At 34.2% G+C, this 16,158-nt stretch carries 14 protein-coding genes and 5 tRNA genes; 18 read left to right on the top strand and 1 reads right to left on the bottom strand.

The features are described 5' to 3' along the window. Positions 1–28 precede the first annotated feature (28 nt). The 6 genes from BFA01S_RS16685 (at position 29) to BFA01S_RS16660 (ending at position 1,275) form a co-directional block, all read left to right on the top strand. Positions 29–103 (top strand) — tRNA-Gln (locus BFA01S_RS16685). A gap of 9 nt (positions 104–112) precedes the next feature. After that, a tRNA-Gly gene (locus BFA01S_RS16680) sits at positions 113–184 on the top strand. Positions 185–197: 13 nt separating this feature from the next. After that, positions 198–271: transfer RNA gene (locus BFA01S_RS16675), tRNA-Cys, on the top strand. A gap of 18 nt (positions 272–289) precedes the next feature. After that, positions 290–375: transfer RNA gene (locus BFA01S_RS16670), tRNA-Leu, on the top strand. Positions 376–389: 14 nt separating this feature from the next. Continuing rightward, positions 390–471: transfer RNA gene (locus BFA01S_RS16665), tRNA-Leu, on the top strand. 240 nt (positions 472–711) lie between these two features. Beyond that, on the top strand, positions 712–1,275 hold the full coding sequence (locus BFA01S_RS16660; protein ID WP_066233222.1) for a tyrosine-type recombinase/integrase: 564 nt from the start codon (positions 712–714) through the stop codon (positions 1,273–1,275). A gap of 80 nt (positions 1,276–1,355) precedes the next feature. Here BFA01S_RS16660 and BFA01S_RS16655 read toward each other — a convergent pair whose 3' ends face one another. After that, on the bottom strand, positions 1,356–2,048 hold the full coding sequence (locus BFA01S_RS16655; RefSeq protein ID WP_066233219.1) for a universal stress protein: 693 nt from the start codon (positions 2,046–2,048) through the stop codon (positions 1,356–1,358). 185 nt (positions 2,049–2,233) lie between these two features. Here BFA01S_RS16655 and BFA01S_RS16650 point away from each other — a divergent pair, with 185 nt between their 5' ends. The 12 genes from BFA01S_RS16650 to BFA01S_RS16595 all read left to right on the top strand — a co-directional run bounded on the left by BFA01S_RS16650 (position 2,234) and on the right by BFA01S_RS16595 (position 15,631). Continuing rightward, entirely contained in the window at positions 2,234–4,651 is a 2,418-nt protein-coding gene (locus tag BFA01S_RS16650; protein ID WP_066233216.1) for a Na+/H+ antiporter subunit A, read from the top strand. After that, entirely contained in the window at positions 4,635–5,060 is a 426-nt protein-coding gene (locus BFA01S_RS16645) for a Na(+)/H(+) antiporter subunit B (RefSeq protein ID WP_066233214.1), read from the top strand. The genes BFA01S_RS16650 and BFA01S_RS16645 overlap by 17 nt, the downstream gene beginning before the upstream one ends. Beyond that, positions 5,060–5,398: a Na(+)/H(+) antiporter subunit C gene (locus BFA01S_RS16640; protein WP_066233211.1), complete on the top strand. Its 339-nt coding sequence runs from the start codon at positions 5,060–5,062 to the stop codon at positions 5,396–5,398. The genes BFA01S_RS16645 and BFA01S_RS16640 overlap by 1 nt, the downstream gene beginning before the upstream one ends. Continuing rightward, complete coding sequence (locus BFA01S_RS16635; RefSeq protein WP_066233207.1) at positions 5,391–6,881, top strand: Na+/H+ antiporter subunit D; 1,491 nt, start codon at positions 5,391–5,393, stop codon at positions 6,879–6,881. Before BFA01S_RS16640 ends, BFA01S_RS16635 begins: the two co-directional genes overlap by 8 nt. 41 nt (positions 6,882–6,922) lie before the next feature. Continuing rightward, a complete protein-coding gene (locus BFA01S_RS16630; RefSeq protein ID WP_066233204.1) occupies positions 6,923–7,399 on the top strand; it encodes a Na+/H+ antiporter subunit E in 477 nt (158 codons plus the stop codon). Then, complete coding sequence (locus BFA01S_RS16625; protein WP_066233201.1) at positions 7,400–7,684, top strand: Na(+)/H(+) antiporter subunit F1; 285 nt, start codon at positions 7,400–7,402, stop codon at positions 7,682–7,684. Beyond that, positions 7,662–8,027 (top strand): monovalent cation/H(+) antiporter subunit G, encoded by a 366-nt coding sequence (gene mnhG / locus BFA01S_RS16620; protein ID WP_066233196.1) that lies wholly within the window; start codon positions 7,662–7,664, stop codon positions 8,025–8,027. The genes BFA01S_RS16625 and mnhG overlap by 23 nt, the downstream gene beginning before the upstream one ends. 22 nt (positions 8,028–8,049) lie before the next feature. After that, positions 8,050–8,508 carry a hypothetical protein gene (locus BFA01S_RS16615; protein ID WP_066233193.1) on the top strand — a complete coding sequence of 153 codons (459 nt, stop codon included), beginning with the start codon at positions 8,050–8,052 and terminating at the stop codon, positions 8,506–8,508. Between the two features lie 207 nt (positions 8,509–8,715). Further along, positions 8,716–10,791 (top strand): methyl-accepting chemotaxis protein, encoded by a 2,076-nt coding sequence (locus BFA01S_RS16610; RefSeq protein WP_066233190.1) that lies wholly within the window; start codon positions 8,716–8,718, stop codon positions 10,789–10,791. Positions 10,792–11,419: 628 nt separating this feature from the next. Next, complete coding sequence (locus tag BFA01S_RS16605; protein WP_066233187.1) at positions 11,420–13,501, top strand: methyl-accepting chemotaxis protein; 2,082 nt, start codon at positions 11,420–11,422, stop codon at positions 13,499–13,501. Positions 13,502–13,530: 29 nt separating this feature from the next. After that, a complete protein-coding gene (locus BFA01S_RS16600) occupies positions 13,531–14,028 on the top strand; it encodes a DUF2165 family protein (protein ID WP_066233184.1) in 498 nt (165 codons plus the stop codon). 187 nt (positions 14,029–14,215) lie between these two features. Next, positions 14,216–15,631 (top strand): polysaccharide deacetylase family protein, encoded by a 1,416-nt coding sequence (locus BFA01S_RS16595; protein ID WP_218011643.1) that lies wholly within the window; start codon positions 14,216–14,218, stop codon positions 15,629–15,631. The last annotated feature ends 527 nt before the right edge of the window (positions 15,632–16,158 follow it).

Raw genomic sequence — 16,158 nt, 5'->3', positions numbered from 1 at the left:
ATTAAAATTAAACTATCTTCTTCATTGTTGGGCTATAGCCAAGTGGTAAGGCAACGGACTTTGACTCCGTCATTCGTTGGTTCGAATCCAGCTAGCCCAGCCATTTTCTTTTGCGGAAGTAGTTCAGTGGTAGAACACCACCTTGCCAAGGTGGGGGTCGCGGGTTCGAATCCCGTCTTCCGCTCTATATATTTTAAGGCGGCATAGCCAAGTGGTAAGGCAGAGGTCTGCAAAACCTTTATCATCGGTTCAAATCCGGTTGCCGCCTCCATTTTATTTTAACCCTTTTGCCGGGGTGGCGGAACTGGCAGACGCACAGGACTTAAAATCCTGCGGTAGGTGACTACCGTACCGGTTCGATTCCGGTCCTCGGCATCATTTGAAATTAAGCCAGTGTGGCGGAATTGGCAGACGCGCACGACTCAAAATCGTGTTCCTTCGGGAGTGTCGGTTCGATCCCGACCACTGGTATATAAAAAGCAAAAAATCACTAATTTAAGTGGTTTTTTGCTTTTTTTTTATGTTTTTTGCCTTCGTTGAAATAAAATGAAAGGATTTCTCATTTGAAAAAAATAAGAGGAAACTACGATTATTTGATTATTTATTTGAAAAGTAAGGAATATAACAATGACTAATAATATGGTTAAATTTATTGTAATGTTACTTAGTGTATGTTAATCTTTACTTGTGTAACTTTTAGGGGGCAATTTCATGCATTATGTTGATCCTATCAAAGACATTGAGAGTATAAATGCCATTAAGGATATATTAAGAAAACAATCACAAAGAGATCTATTGCTTTTTGTTTTTGGAATTAATACAGGAATAAGAGTAAGTGATTTATTATCATTAAAGGTTGACGATATATGGGATGGAACTGGAGTAAAAGAATTTTTATATTTGAATGATATGAGTGGAGATGAAACGCGAGGCTACTATTTAAATCACAGAGTACAATTCGAGTTGAAGAATTACTTAAACGTGATTGATTTGAAGAAAGATGATTACTTATTTAAATCAAGGAAGAATGATCAGCCAATTACAAGGCAGCAAGCGTATCGAATAATTAACAAAGTTGCAAAAGAAGTTGGAATTCCAGGTAATGTGGGTATGCATACGTTGAGAAAAACATTTGGATACCATGCTTATCGAAAGGGAATTGCTATTTCAATTCTGATGGAAATATACAATCATCATTCTCCTTCTGAAACATTAAGGTATATAGGAATTGATAAAAGTGAGAAGCGTCTAATTAAAGTAGATGTGAATTTATAATAATATGTTAAGTTGATTAATCAAAAAAACTCCGCTATTGTTCAACTGTATAAGCTAAACAATAGTGGAGAAAGAACTTCTTATAAGTAATTGTCTTCAGATGATAAGTTCGTATCCATTTCAACGTTTGTTAAGTCCGTAACTATATCCTCATTTACTTGGACTTGTAATGTTTCTTTGTCTCTCATAAATTTGAAAATACCGTTATTAAAGTCAGTTCCACATTCCTTGAAAAAGATTCCTTCAAATTTTATATCCTTTGTATGTTTGAAGATGAGGCGATAGTGCTCCTCCTCTTTAATAAGATAAGCACGTATTCCTTTTTCAAAATGTCCATCTTGGTTTTTTAAGTATCTAGAAACTGAAATGATATGAAGATCGACAAATGGGATTTCACGTAGTAAAGAATTAATAATGGACCCCTTAGCAATTTGTTCCCAACGGCTTTGAGCTGTCTGGCCGAGAATAATTTGAGTAATCCCTTTTTCTCTCGCAACTTCAGTAATTACCTTTGATACAGGCCTTTTTTCATTATCTTTCATTATAAAGGCATCTGCATTATGTTGGTCGGCTAATTGTTTCCATCTAGTAATATAATTCGATTTTTCTACATCCAATTCATCAAAGGGTTTTGGATCAACGGTCAGAATATAGAGCGGACAGTCTAACATATTAGCGATTTTACATCCCCGTTGAATGAGACGTTCACCATTTGGTCCATAATATACGCAGACCAAAATGCTTTCGTCCATACGCTCTTTTATTTTTTTCATTATTAGTTCACCTCGGAATGAATGTGAATTAAATTATTATTATTAATAGACTATGTATGACTATAACGTATGCTACATTGGCAGTCAATCTATTTACAAAAATAAAAGAATTCATAGTTCAATTAGATTTGAAAATTAATTATAAGTACATTTAGCAATATTATTTTATAAAGGAGGGTACCTCATTGTCCTGGTTGCATATGATGATATTTTTTCCATTTATATTTGCTGCATTTGTTCCATTCTTGTATAAACAATTCAACCCTCGCATCCATACTGGTTGGTTTGTCCTTTTCGTACCACTATGTATATTTCTATATCTTTCAACATTTATTCATGGAATTTCTAAAGGATCTACTACTTTGGCAACTATTCCATGGCTTCCATCCCTTGATATTAATTTTACGGCTTATATTGATGGATTAAGCCTCATATTCGGATTGTTAATTGCCGGAATAGGTACGTTAGTTATTTTGTATTCGATTTACTATATGTCGAAACATCATGAAGAGCTGCATAGTTTTTATGTTTATTTACTTTTATTCATGGGTGCTATGCTTGGACTTGTATTTTCAGATAATATTTTCGTATTATATGTATTTTGGGAAATAACAAGTGTTTCTTCTTTTTTATTAATTGCGTACTGGTATGAACGTGAAAAATCCCGTTATGGTGCTCAGAAATCGATGTTAATAACTATATTCGGCGGACTGGCAATGCTAGCAGGATTCATTATGCTTTCTATGATGACAGACACTTATAGCATTCGTGAAATGTTAAATAACGTGGATGTTATTGCATCACATTCTTTATTTATTCCGGCTATGATTTTAATTCTTATAGGTGCATTTACAAAATCAGCTCAGTTCCCATTTAGTATATGGCTGCCAGATGCAATGGAAGCACCTACCCCAATAAGTGCATATTTACACTCAGCTACAATGGTGAAAGCAGGAATTTATTTAGTTGCCCGCTTCACTCCAATTTTTGGAGGATCTGCTGAATGGTTCTGGCTTGTTTCGGGAATAGGAATTTTAACTTTGTTGTATGGTTCATTTAATGCAGTGAAACAAACAGATCTTAAAGCTTTATTGGCTTATTCTACAATTAGTCAATTAGGATTAATTATGAGTCTCCTCGGTTTAGGATCTGCCTCATTGTATTACGGGTATGGGGATGAATCCTCTATGTATGCTGTAGCTATATTAGCTGCAATCTTTCATTTAGTTAATCATTCTACATTTAAAGGATGTCTGTTTATGGTTGTTGGTATTATAGACCATGAGACTGGAACACGCGATATTCGGAGACTGGGCGGGTTAATGCATCTTATGCCGATATCCTTTACATTGACGATTATAGGAAGTTTTGCAATGGCAGGTATTCCTCCTTTTAATGGTTTTTTAAGTAAGGAAATGTTTTTTACAGCTGTATTAAATGCTTCAAATATGAATGTGTTTAATATGCAATCGTTTGGGATGCTTATACCTATCATAGCATGGATTGCAAGTACATTTACATTTGTTTACTGCATGATTCTTGTGTTTAAAACATTCAGGGGGAAAAATAAGCTGGAAAAAAGAGCTAAGAATATACATGAGGCTCCGATTGGAATGTTAGTTTCCCCGATCATACTGGGTTCCTTGGTCATTCTCATTTTCTTTTATCCCAATATAGTTTCACATTATTTATTAAAACCAGCTTTATTAGCTATTTTACCCATGTTTGCTGAAACAGAGCTATTGGATATAAAAATAAGTGCTTGGCATGGGTGGAATGCAGAACTATTTATGACAATTGGAGTAATTGTTTTCGGTACACTTTTATACATTACTTTAAGAAAGTGGTACCGATTATATCATTTTTATCCTCAAGCAATTACATTGAATAACTTGTATAATCTCGGATTAGAGAAGATGGAATCTTTCTCACAATCAATCACAAAACGTTATATGACACAATTCACTCGTGATTATCTTGTATATATTTTTACATTTATCATTTTTATTATCGGGGGCGCTATATGGTTATTTGACGGTATCTCCTTTGAACCTTCTAATGATGCACCTGTTAATATTTATGAAGGCTCATTAGTCGTTGCGATGGTTATTTCAGCATTAACTGTCCTTTTTTCAAAATCCAGATTGACTTCGATTGTTGCGGTTGGAGCATTAGGCTTCCTTGTTTCTTTTTTCTTTGTTCTATTTCGTGCTCCCGATTTGGCACTTACCCAATTAGTAGTCGAGACTGTTACGACAGCTCTCTTCTTATTATGTTTCTATCATTTGCCTCAATTGAAGAAGGAAATGAGCCGTGTGCGATTTAAAGCAACAAACGCTTTTGTATCAATTGGTGTTGGAGTTATCATTACGATTGTTGCATTATCTGCAAATGGAAATCGCCTTTTTGAATCGATTTCAGATTTTTATGAGAATTCTTATGAAATAGCAGGGGCTAAAAATATAGTAAATGCAATTCTCGTTGATTTCAGGGGAATTGATACGATGTTAGAAATTGTTGTATTAAGTATTGCCGGGTTAGGTGTATATACATTAATAAAACTGCGACTGTCAGGGAGGGATAAGAATGAAGGAGCCGAATGATGTTATCTTACGGAGTGTCACAAAAGTAGCGGTAGTTATTATTTTTACATTTGCAATTAATCTTTTCATCTCAGGCCATCACTATCCAGGTGGAGGATTTATTGGTGGTCTGACTTTTTCTTCAGCTGTAATTCTTCTGTTTCTGACATTTGATATTGAAACGGTACGTAAAAATATTCCGCTGGATTTTAAAGTGGTTGCAGCAATAGGAGTGTTGATTGCAGTTTTCACAGGAGTAGGAGCCATGGTTTTTGATGTCCCATTTTTGACACAGACTTTTGATTATATTGAACTCCCGATTTTTGGGAAGACCGAGTTGGCAACAGCGGTTCTTTTTGACGTGGGAGTAGCGTTAGCGGTTATTGGTACATCCCTTACAATTATTATGAGCATAGGGGATGATAGGTAATGGAAACGTTAATGTCTATCCTTGTTGGTACACTATTTGCAATCGGTACTTACTTGATTTTAACAAAAAGCTTATTAAGAATCATTTTAGGAACATCTATAATCGGTCATAGTGTTAATTTGCTCATTATCACGATGGGAGGACTAAAAAAGGGAGGACCGCCGCTGTTAGGAATAACGGATCTAACATTCGCTGATTCTTTGCCACAAGCCCTTTTATTAACAGCTATTGTGATCAATTTTGCGACAACGGCCTTGTTTTTAGTACTAAGCTATCGTGCTTATCAAGTTTTAGGTACGGATGATACAGAGCAACTGAGGGGTAATGAAGATGAATAATTTAGTTATACTCCCTGTAATTATTCCGGTAATCGCTGGGATGATTATGGTTATCTTTAGAAGAAATATAAAACTACAGAGATTTATTAGTGCTTTTGCAATAGTAGCTATCACTGCTGTCTCTGTTTTCTTAATTAATCAAATTGATAAAACAGGTATTTTAACACTTCAATTAGGTGGCTGGGAGGCTCCCTTTGGTGTCAGTATGGTAGCTGACATGTTTTCTATGCTGCTTATCTTAGTAACTAGTATTGTTGTATTATGTTGTTTGTTATATGCCTTTAACAGTATTGGAGAGGAAAGGGAACAGTATTATTTTTATCCATTATTCTTGTTTCTAATTACAGGAGTTAACGGCTCATTTATTACAGGAGATATATTTAACTTATTTGTTTGTTTTGAAGTTATGTTAGTTTCCTCGTATGTATTGATCTCTTTAGGAGGTACAAAGATACAGCTTAGGGAGTCTATTAAATATATACTGATTAATATCATATCTTCATTTCTTTTCCTCGTGGCTATTGCCTTCTTATATGCGATGACTGGGACTTTGAATTTTGCTCATCTTTCAGTTCGTATAGCTGAAGTTGGACAGGACGGTCTCATGACTACGGTTGCGATTTTATTTTTAATTGTATTTAGTTTAAAAGCAGGACTGTTTCTGTTCTTTTGGCTACCAGGTTCGTATAGTGCTCCACCGACAGCTATTGCTGCTATTTTTGCTGCTTTGTTAACAAAGGTAGGAATTTATGCGATTATGAGAACATTTACGCTCATATTTTACCATGAACCTGCAATTACTCATTTATTAATTGGAATTTTGGCAGCTGTAACAATGATTCTAGGAGCAATAGGGGCTGTTGCTTATTCCGATATTAAAAAGATTCTGACTTATAATGTTATTATAGGTGTAGGATTTAGCTTAGCTGGGGTAGCATCTTTTACTGCAGAAGGGATCACAGGCGCTCTTTACTATTTGATGCACGATATGATTGTAAAAGCTCTTATCTTCCTTCTAGGAGGAACGATCATCTATCTAACTGGGACAAGTAAGGTAAAAGAGATAAGTGGTCTTATTCGGTTACACCCGCAATTAGGCTGGATGTTTTTTATTGCTGCTTTATCTTTAGCAGGTATTCCTCCTTTAAGCGGTTTTCTAGGGAAAATATTTATTACAGAAGGGACATTTGGATCCGGTTATTTTTGGTTAGGTGGAATTGGGCTTATAACGAGCCTTATGGTTTTGTATTCTATTATGAAAATCTTCATGAATGTTTTTTGGGGCTATACAGATTTAACAGAAGAGGAAGAGAAAGGGACGACGAAGGGGTTATTGCTGCCAATTGGTATCCTTACCATGTTAACAATTGCACTAGGATTAGGTGCAGAAGGAATTCACAATTATGTTGATCTTGCGACAGAAGGTTTAATGAATCCGAACATATATATTGAAGCAGTCTTGGGAATAAATCCAAGACCATAGATCAAATGATTATTCTTGATATATGGAAAGGAGGGGTAGCAATGCCTATGCAAATATTGATTAATTTATTTATTGGTGTATTATGGATGTTTCTTCAAGATAATTGGAGTGTTTTAACATTTTTTAGCGGCTATTTATTTGGTTTACTTGTGCTTTTTATTTTGCGCAAATATTTTCCAAGTAAATTCTATTTGATGACTTTGCTTGCAGTAGTAAAACTTTTCATAGTTTTTATTCACGAACTATTTACTTCAAGCATTACGGTCATTGGACAAGTAATGCGTCCTAAGATAAATATTACCCCGGGAATTTTCACTTTGGAAACCGAATTAGAAGGAGACCTGGAGGTTACTCTACTCGCTTTATTATTAACATTAACACCAGGTTCTGTTGTTGTAGAAGTATCCTCAAACAGCAAAAAGTTTTATATACATGCTATGGATATTCCGGATTCAAGTGATGCTGTCCTCAGGTCAAAAGTCAGATTTGAAGAAGCGATAAAGAGGGTGACACGTTAAATGATAAAAGTAATCTTAATTTGTTCATTGTTTTTTCTTACTTTTTCTATTCTAGCAACTATTTATCGATTGGTGAAAGGTCCTTCTGCCCCTGATAGAGTGCAGGCACTTGATGCACTCGGAATTAATATAATTTCCGGAGTAGCGATTTTTTCTGTTTTATTAAGAAGTATTGGTTTTTTTGAAGTTATTTTACTAATCGGGATACTTTCATTTATTGGGACAATTGCTTTTGCAAGGTTTATTGAAAGGGGTGTTGTTATTGAACGTAAGCATTCCGAGTGAATTGATTGCAGTGCTCCTTATTTTGATTGGTACAATCTTTAGTTTTTTCAGTGCAATTGGATTAATTCGATTGCCTGATGTGTATACACGTTCACATGCAGCATCAAAAAGTTCTACTATGGGTGTTCTCTTTATTTTAGTCGGAACTTTCCTTTTTTTCATGATGGAAGAAGGCTACTTTAGCATAAGATTGTTTCTTGGCATATTTTTTGTATTTCTTACTGCTCCTGTTGCGGCTCATGTTATCGTACGTGCTGCATATCGTTCAAAAGTGGAGCTTGCAAAAGAAAGTGTCCAAGATGATTTGAAAAAAGTTATGGAGAAAGATGAATATCACACTTGATAGAAAACAAGGAGGAGATTAAATGCAAGTACAATATAAGGATGAAATAATAGGAAAATTTAATTTTAAAGAAGGTGACTATATAACAATCGTTTTACGATATTTAACAATGCAAGAAGGAGAAGAAGAGCTATACCACCATGGTACAATCAAGAAAATTGAAGATACTGATGGTATATGGTGTATTTTGGATAATAAAACAGAAGAAGAGTATTTTGCTTTTAACGATATAGAAAGTGTATTTAGCGGGGATCGAATTCCATTTTTTGCAGGTTCAATCGAGAGACCGAATTTTAATAAAGAAGAGCTGCAAACTAAGCCTAAACTGGAAGTTGAGTTAGATGAGCAATTAATTGTGAAATTACAAGGTATTGCAATGCTGCAGGGGGTTACATTAGAAAAAGTAGCTGCACTCGTATTAGAAAAATATATTGGTGTATATTCTGAAAAGATAGCTGCAGACAAAGCATTAGGCAAGTAAGAGAATGGATTTTATCCATTCTCTTTTTTGTTTTTTCTTATTTTCAAAGACCTTAGTAAGCTGTTATTTTATTTAGCTCAATTATAAACCCAATATTTAGTTGAATTACCTTTATTTTTCTTGTTTTTAGTCGATAGTACTATTATACCATTTCCTTTTACCTATTATATTGGAGGGAATAAAATATTAGAAAATGAGGGGATTTTTTTGAGAAAACTAGGAATTTTTCAATTGAGACTCATACTCATGCTTGGAATTTCTATCTCTCTATTAGTAGTTACTATTGTTTCAATTAATTATGGGCGTATGCATTCAAAGCTGCAGGCTGAGAAAAGAGATATGGAGAGGCTGGTAGAAGATAATATTTTAAATGTGCTGGATGGTTCGGATGTTGCTTACAATATAATTGAAGAATCACTGGCAGAAAAAATGAGAACGTATACAAATGAATTAATAGCCGTTTATAAAGATAATTCCAATATTGATTCTTGGAATTTAGAACAATATAAAAAGAATTTCAACGGTTTTGATATTTTTATAGTTGATGAAGATTTTATAATTACTCATTCAACACGTCAGGCTGATTTAGGATTGGACTTCAAAGAACTCGGTTTGCAGGAATTACTGAAGAAGCGAATGGATAGTGGTGAATTTATAACAGACCGACTTGAAATAAGTGATACTACGAATCAGTCTAATAAATTCAGCTATATGGCCACTCCAGATAAAAAATATCTAATTGAATTGGGTGCTAATGCCGATCAGTTTGGCGATTTGATAAAAGATATGGATTTAGCTGTAATAAGTGAAGAGCTAGTAAAACAGCATCCATATGTGAAAGATATTATTGTATATAATATAGAAGATGACGGAACTCCGCAAAATGCAATGAATAAACGTGATAGTAAAGGCAGTGCACCTAAAATTGCAGAGAGCTTTGTGAATATTGGAAAAGAGACAATTTTAGAAAATAAAGCACGAATAATTGACGGAGACGAAGAAGGAATAAAATATAAATTTATTCCGGATATAGAGCAGCCACAAACAGATAATTCATTTAAACAGTCCAGGTTATTGTTAATTAAGTATGATGAGAACTATTTTAACAATGAACTGCAAAAGAATAACATTACTTCTATATTTATGGTACTCTTATCGATTATTATTGCTGTTATTTTATCTGTTTTTATTGGACGAAAAGTATCCAAGCCAATTGAAGAATTTGGTGAATTAATAGAACGTACATCTGAACTTGAGTTTACAAGTAATATTCATCTTAATAATTTGAAGGAACGAAAAGATGATTTTGGACAATTAGCTCGTAAATATGAATCTATGCTTCAGTCTGTAAGAGAGGCATTTGAAAAAGTTATTAATTCATCAGAGGAGCTCGCAGCTATGTCAGAGGAGTTTACTGCCAGCTCGAATGAGACAAAAATGGCAGCCAATCAAATTGCAAGTGCTATTCATGACGTTTCAAAAGAGACAGATCATCAGTCATCTATCGTAAGAGGGGCAATTGAAAGAATTGATATGATCATGTCGGAGGTGAAACGGGCAGCAGGAAATATTCAACAGGTGAATGAACTTGTTCATCATACAGTAGAAATTTCTCATGACGGTACGACAGCTATCGAGCAGTCTGTCCACAATATGCAGCAGATTGATCAGTTTACGAAGCACTCTAAAAATATTGTTATTCAGCTTCATGAAAAATCAACACAAATTGAGAATATTTCTTCTTTCATCACATCGATAGCAGGGCAGACGAATTTACTCGCATTAAATGCTGCAATTGAATCAGCACGTGCAGGAGAAGCAGGGAAAGGCTTTGCAGTTGTAGCGGATGAAGTGAGAAAGCTTGCTGAGGAATCAAGCAAAGCAGCGAATCAAATTAATGATTTAATTATTGAAATTAAAGAAGATATAGCTCAGGCAATGGATGGAATGAATAATGGATATGAAGCTGTTCAGGATGGGAATAAGCTGACGGAACAGGCAGGAAATGCTTTTCATAATATATTAGAAGCTGTGAACGTTGTATCAAAACAGTCGATGGAAACATCAGAAACGTCTAAACAAGTAGAAGTTATTACTTCTGATTTATTGCAGTCTATTGAGCAAATATCTATATTATATGAAAAGCTGACAGCAAATGCAGAAGAAGTGGCAGCAGCAACAGAACAACAAACAGCTGTCGTTGATGAAATGTCGAACGGGGCAAATAATCTCTCTGTCATTGCCGAAGATTTAAAGGGGGAAATTAGTAAATTTAAGGTTTAATGAAAAATAATCATTTAAAGGGAATTCTCATAAGAGTCTTTCTTCATAAATCATAGTATATATATTTAAGTTGGATTTTGGACATTATTCCCGGTCTTGATTTATTGTGAAAAATAAAGTGAAACTTCTATTAGTGGGGGTTTTCGCACGTCCCTCACTGATAGTTAGTTGAGGCCCGCAGGATGCGGGTCTTACATACGTTGCCGCTGGAAGCGGCGAACTTAGTATGTATTCCATTAATCGGACCGTTAAGGCTGGGATAAACTGATTTCAGTTTGAATTGGAATCAAGACTGTGTCCAAAATATTAACTGAAACAATATATTTTATACTGCATGATGATTGCTGGGGAGAAAGACTTATATTTTGAGAGTTTCCTTTTTTATTTGGCGATATATATATTCAAAAGATAAGAGGAAAATCTTTGATATATTAAGCTCTCATTAAATATATGTCCGAATTTTAAAACATACTTATATAGTTCTTTTAAATCATTTAAAACAAAGTCGTATTTACCAGAAACATACTAAAAATTTCTTTTACTATGTCGATAGTACTACTGTGGCAGTGTGGATTCATTTTCTAAATTAGGATGAAAGTACAAATTTAATGAAAAGGAGGAATTTTTTTTGAAGAAGATAGGTGCTTTTCAGCTAAGACTCATCCTTATGCTTGGAATTTCTATTTCTTTATTAGTAGTTACTATCGTTTCGATTAACTATGTTCGTATGCAGTCAAAATTGCAGACGGAGGAGAAAGATATGGAAAGACTAGTGGAGGATAATATTTTAAATGTATTAGAAGGTTCGGATGTTTCTTATGATATTATCGAAGCCTCACTAGCTCAGAAAATGGAAGCATATACGAATATCCTTATGAATGCATATAAGGATAACCCTAATATCGATAGCTGGAATCTGGAAGGTTATAAACAAAGATTTGATGGTTTTGATATTTTTATTTTAAACAGGGATCTTATTATTACTCATTCAACGCGTGAAGCTGATTTAGGCCTGGATTTCAAAGAATTCGGTATTCAAGATTTGTTGGAACAAAGAATTGAAAGTGGTGCCTTTTCAAGTGATCGTCTTGAAATAAGCTATGCTACGAAACAATCGAATAAATTCAGTTATATGGCGACTCCAGATAAGAAGTATCTGATTGAACTGGGAGCTACTGCCGATCAATTTCAGGATTTAATTAAAAGTATGGATTTAACAACTGTCACAGAAAAACTGGTTAATCAGCATCCTTATGTAAAAGATATTATTATTTATACCGTTCAGGGTGACGGGCAGCCGGAAAATGCCATGAATAAAAAAGATAAAGAAGGAAATGCACTTGCGATTGATGAGCAATATAAGGAGCTTTCCAAGAAGGTAATATTAGAAAATAAACCGCAAGTAGTTGAAGGAACAAAGGCTGAGAAAGGAATAAAGTATAAATTTATTCCTAATATAAAAACAGCTGGAGAAGATGGTTCTTTTAAGCAGTCAAGATTATTATTGATTAAATATGATGAAAACTACTTTAATAAAGATTTACAAAAGAATAATATTGTTTCTATCTTTATGATACTTGCGTCTATTGTTATTGCCATTGTTTTATCTATTTTTATCGGACGAAGAGTATCAAAACCAATTGAAGAATTCGGTGAATTAATAGACCGTACATCTGCGCTGGAATTTACCAATACTATTCATTTGAATAATTTGAAGAAAAGAGACGATGATTTCGGACAATTGGCTCGTAAATATGAATTAATGCTTCAGTCTGTAAGAAATGCATTCCAAAAAGTTATTAGTTCATCGGAACAGCTTGCAGTCATGTCAGAAGAGTTCACAGCTAGTTCCAGTGAGACAAAAATGGCAGCCAACCAAATAGCAACTGCAATTCATGATGTTTCTAAAGAAACAGATCATCAATCATCTATTGTAAGAGAAGCGATTGACCGTATAGGAATTATTACAACAGAAGTGAAACGGGTAGCAGAAAATATTCAACAGGTGAATGAGCTTGTTCATCATACGGTAGAGATTTCACATGACGGTACGACAGCGATTCAGCAGTCTGTTCGTAATATGCAGCAGATTGATCAGTTTACGAAGCATTCTAAAAATATTGTTATCCAACTTAATGAAAAATCAACAAAAATTGAGAATATTTCTTCTTTCATCACATCGATAGCCGGGCAGACGAATTTACTCGCGTTAAATGCGGCGATTGAATCAGCGCGTGCAGGAGAGGCGGGCAAAGGCTTTGCGGTTGTGGCTGATGAAGTGAGAAAGCTTGCTGAGGAATCAAGCAGAGCAGCAAATCAAATTAATAATTTAATTATTGAAATTAAGGAAGATATTGCTCAGGCAATGGATGGAATGAACAGTGGTTATGAAGCTGTCCAAGAAGGAAATAATTTAGCTGAACAAGCGGGAGAAGCTTTCCATGACATATTAGAAGCTGTAAACACTGTATCAAAACAATCGATGGAAACATCGGAGACATCTAAACAAGTAGAAGATACTACTTCCGATTTATTACAGTCTATTGAGCAAATATCTACCTTATATGAAAAGCTGGCTGCAAATGCAGAAGAAGTGGCGGCAGCAACAGAACAACAAACAGCTGTTGTGGATGAGATGTCAGGTGGAGCGAGTAATCTTTCTGTTATTGCAGAAGATTTAAAAGCGGAAGTTGGTAAATTTAAAGTTTAATAGTATTAATATTGAAAAGAGGTATTACAATGAATACAAATTATATCGTTCGTCTAACAAAGACTATGCTGTTAGCATTTTTTGGGTTTTATGCTTTGTTTGTTGCGTTTGGAAATGTAACAGATTACAATTCTAACTTTATGTTCGTCCAGCATGTGTTAAGCATGGATACAACATTTGAAGGAAACTCACTAATGTATCGTGCAATTACTTCACCAGCGTTACATCATACTGGATATATTTTAATTATTATTACTGAATGGTTTATTGCATTTGCATGCTTGTTTGGAGCAGGAAAAATGTTAAAACAATTAAAAGGAAGTGCTGAAGCTTTCCATGAAGCGAAAAAATGGGGAATGATCGGCCTGCTTTTCGGAATTGCTGTCTGGTTCCTCGGATTCCAAGTCATCGGCGGGGAATGGTTTGCAATGTGGCAAAGTGAAGTTTGGAATGGATTAACTTCAGCATTCCGTTTAACAACATACATAAGTACTACAATAGTCATATTAATGTTAAAAGAATCATAAATAATAGGGACTGCCTTAATGTGAGATGGCAGTCCCTATTTCTTTTTTATTTAGTTCTTTTGAAAGAGAAAATTAATTCAGTATTGTGATTTTGTGAAGGTTATTTATATGGTTGTTATGTGATATGATTTAAAGTAGATTTTTCATTATTTTTAAGAGGGTGCAACTGGAGGAAATGCTTAAACATGTGAAAGGAAAAATTGTTTATATCACTTTAATTTTGGTCGGTGTTTTTTTAATTTACTTTCTATTTCATATGATCTTTTCTTATAATGTAGCTCATACAAACAGCAGTGAAAGTAAACAAAAGATTAAGAGTAAAGTTGTGGAGAAATCTAAATATGAAGGTGTAGGTGTTGCGACGAGTATAGAAGAGGAAAAAACCTTCCGTTCCGCCATTCATTATCCTGTATTTGAGAGCGATATGATCAATTCAGAGATTACGAGTTATTTAAATGAAACGAAGGAACGATTTAAGAAGAGTCTTGAAGTTGGAAATAAACAATTATCATCTGAACAGCCTGCAAATTTATCACTGTCTTTTAGAATTCATAAAGTGGCAAATGGTTTATATTCAATTGTATTTTCGGAAGAGAGCTATAGAGAAGAGACAGATGTAAAATTAACAAGTAAAATTTTTATTATAGATATTAATAAGGAGAAATTTGTTAATCCAGATGAACTGTTTTATGATAACGATACTCAGAGGGAAGATTTATATAGGGTGGTTAGGGAATCACTCGTTGAATCAAAATATAAGTATTCTTTTCTTGAGAGGAAATGGCAGGATTGGGTTAATAAACAGGACCTCTCCAATATGTATATAACGAAGGAATCACTTGTTTTCCGTTTTAATAAATATGAATTGGTGATTGATAATGCCGGTACATTAGAAATTTCAGTTCCACTGCAAAAAGTAGCAGAGTTGTTAAAAGAGGAATGGGAAGAGAAGCTATTAGTAAAAGAAAAAGAAGAAGAGGCAGAGCTGGTAAAGGACAATAATATAATTAGTGAGGAAGAGAAAAAACCGGTAATAGAAGAAAAGGACAGTAAAAAGAGAGTTGCTTTAACTTTTGATGACGGACCACATCCTAAAAATACTATGGAAGTTTTAAATCTTCTTAAATCCTACAATGCTAAAGGAACGTTCTTTGTATTAGGCAGCCGGGTAGATTTTTATCCCGATATTACTAAGCGGATCGTAGAAGAAGGTCATGAGATTGGGAATCATACATGGGACCACCGTGATTTAACTAAGTTAAGACCTGAAACAATTAAGCAGGAAATTGAAGATACGAATACAATGGTTGAAAAAGCAACAGGTATAAAACCGGCTTTATTTAGACCGCCTTATGGTGCAACGAATAAAGCAGTGACTGATTTATTAAATATACCGGAGATAATGTGGTCGGTTGATACGTTAGATTGGAAGTATCGAGATCCAGAAAATATTTTAGATATTGTAAAGCAAAATACAAAAGACGGATCAATCATTTTAATGCATGATATACATAGTACCTCAGTTCAAGGCCTGAAGCTTGTTTTAGAATATCTAGATAAAGAAGGATATGAGTTTGTAACAGTAACAGACTTAGGAAAATAAGAGAATTGTAAATTCATAGTTATTTCCTGTTATAGTGATTGGTTTTACAACTAGTACTCTAGTATCTAGACAAATTAAATATAAAATTGGAAATCGTCCATCCTGTCAATAATTCATCAAGTATGGAGTAATCAGAAAAATTTGGTATGAAATCAGAATGAGCCCTTGTAATTAATGGCTTTGTATACCATATTAATTATGTTGCAGGCTTAGAAGATTAAATAGGGATGAAAATTAGGGACGTTTTTAAGCGTCTCTAATTTTTTTTGCAATTTAGTTAGCTATGTGATAATGATTTTGTAGCAGAACAATATATACCTATCTTTTCTATAAGCAATAACTATATGCCAAGTTGGAGTTGCATTAATAATTTTGATATTTTTGATTTCATTGTTATTTAAAAATCGAGATATGGTTTAGGTGAAATTGTAGCACCCAAACCCTATGATACGAATTGGATAATAGATTCCATTAGCTATCACCATCTATTATTTGTTATTATTTATCCCAGCCTTAACGAGCAGTAA

Origin of the sequence: Metabacillus fastidiosus NBRC 101226 (genome assembly GCF_001591625.1) — a bacterium.
GTDB lineage: Bacteria > Bacillota > Bacilli > Bacillales > Bacillaceae > Metabacillus > Metabacillus fastidiosus.
The sequence above is the reverse complement of the archived record's forward strand: the minus strand, read 5'-3'. Positions and strand labels throughout refer to the sequence as shown.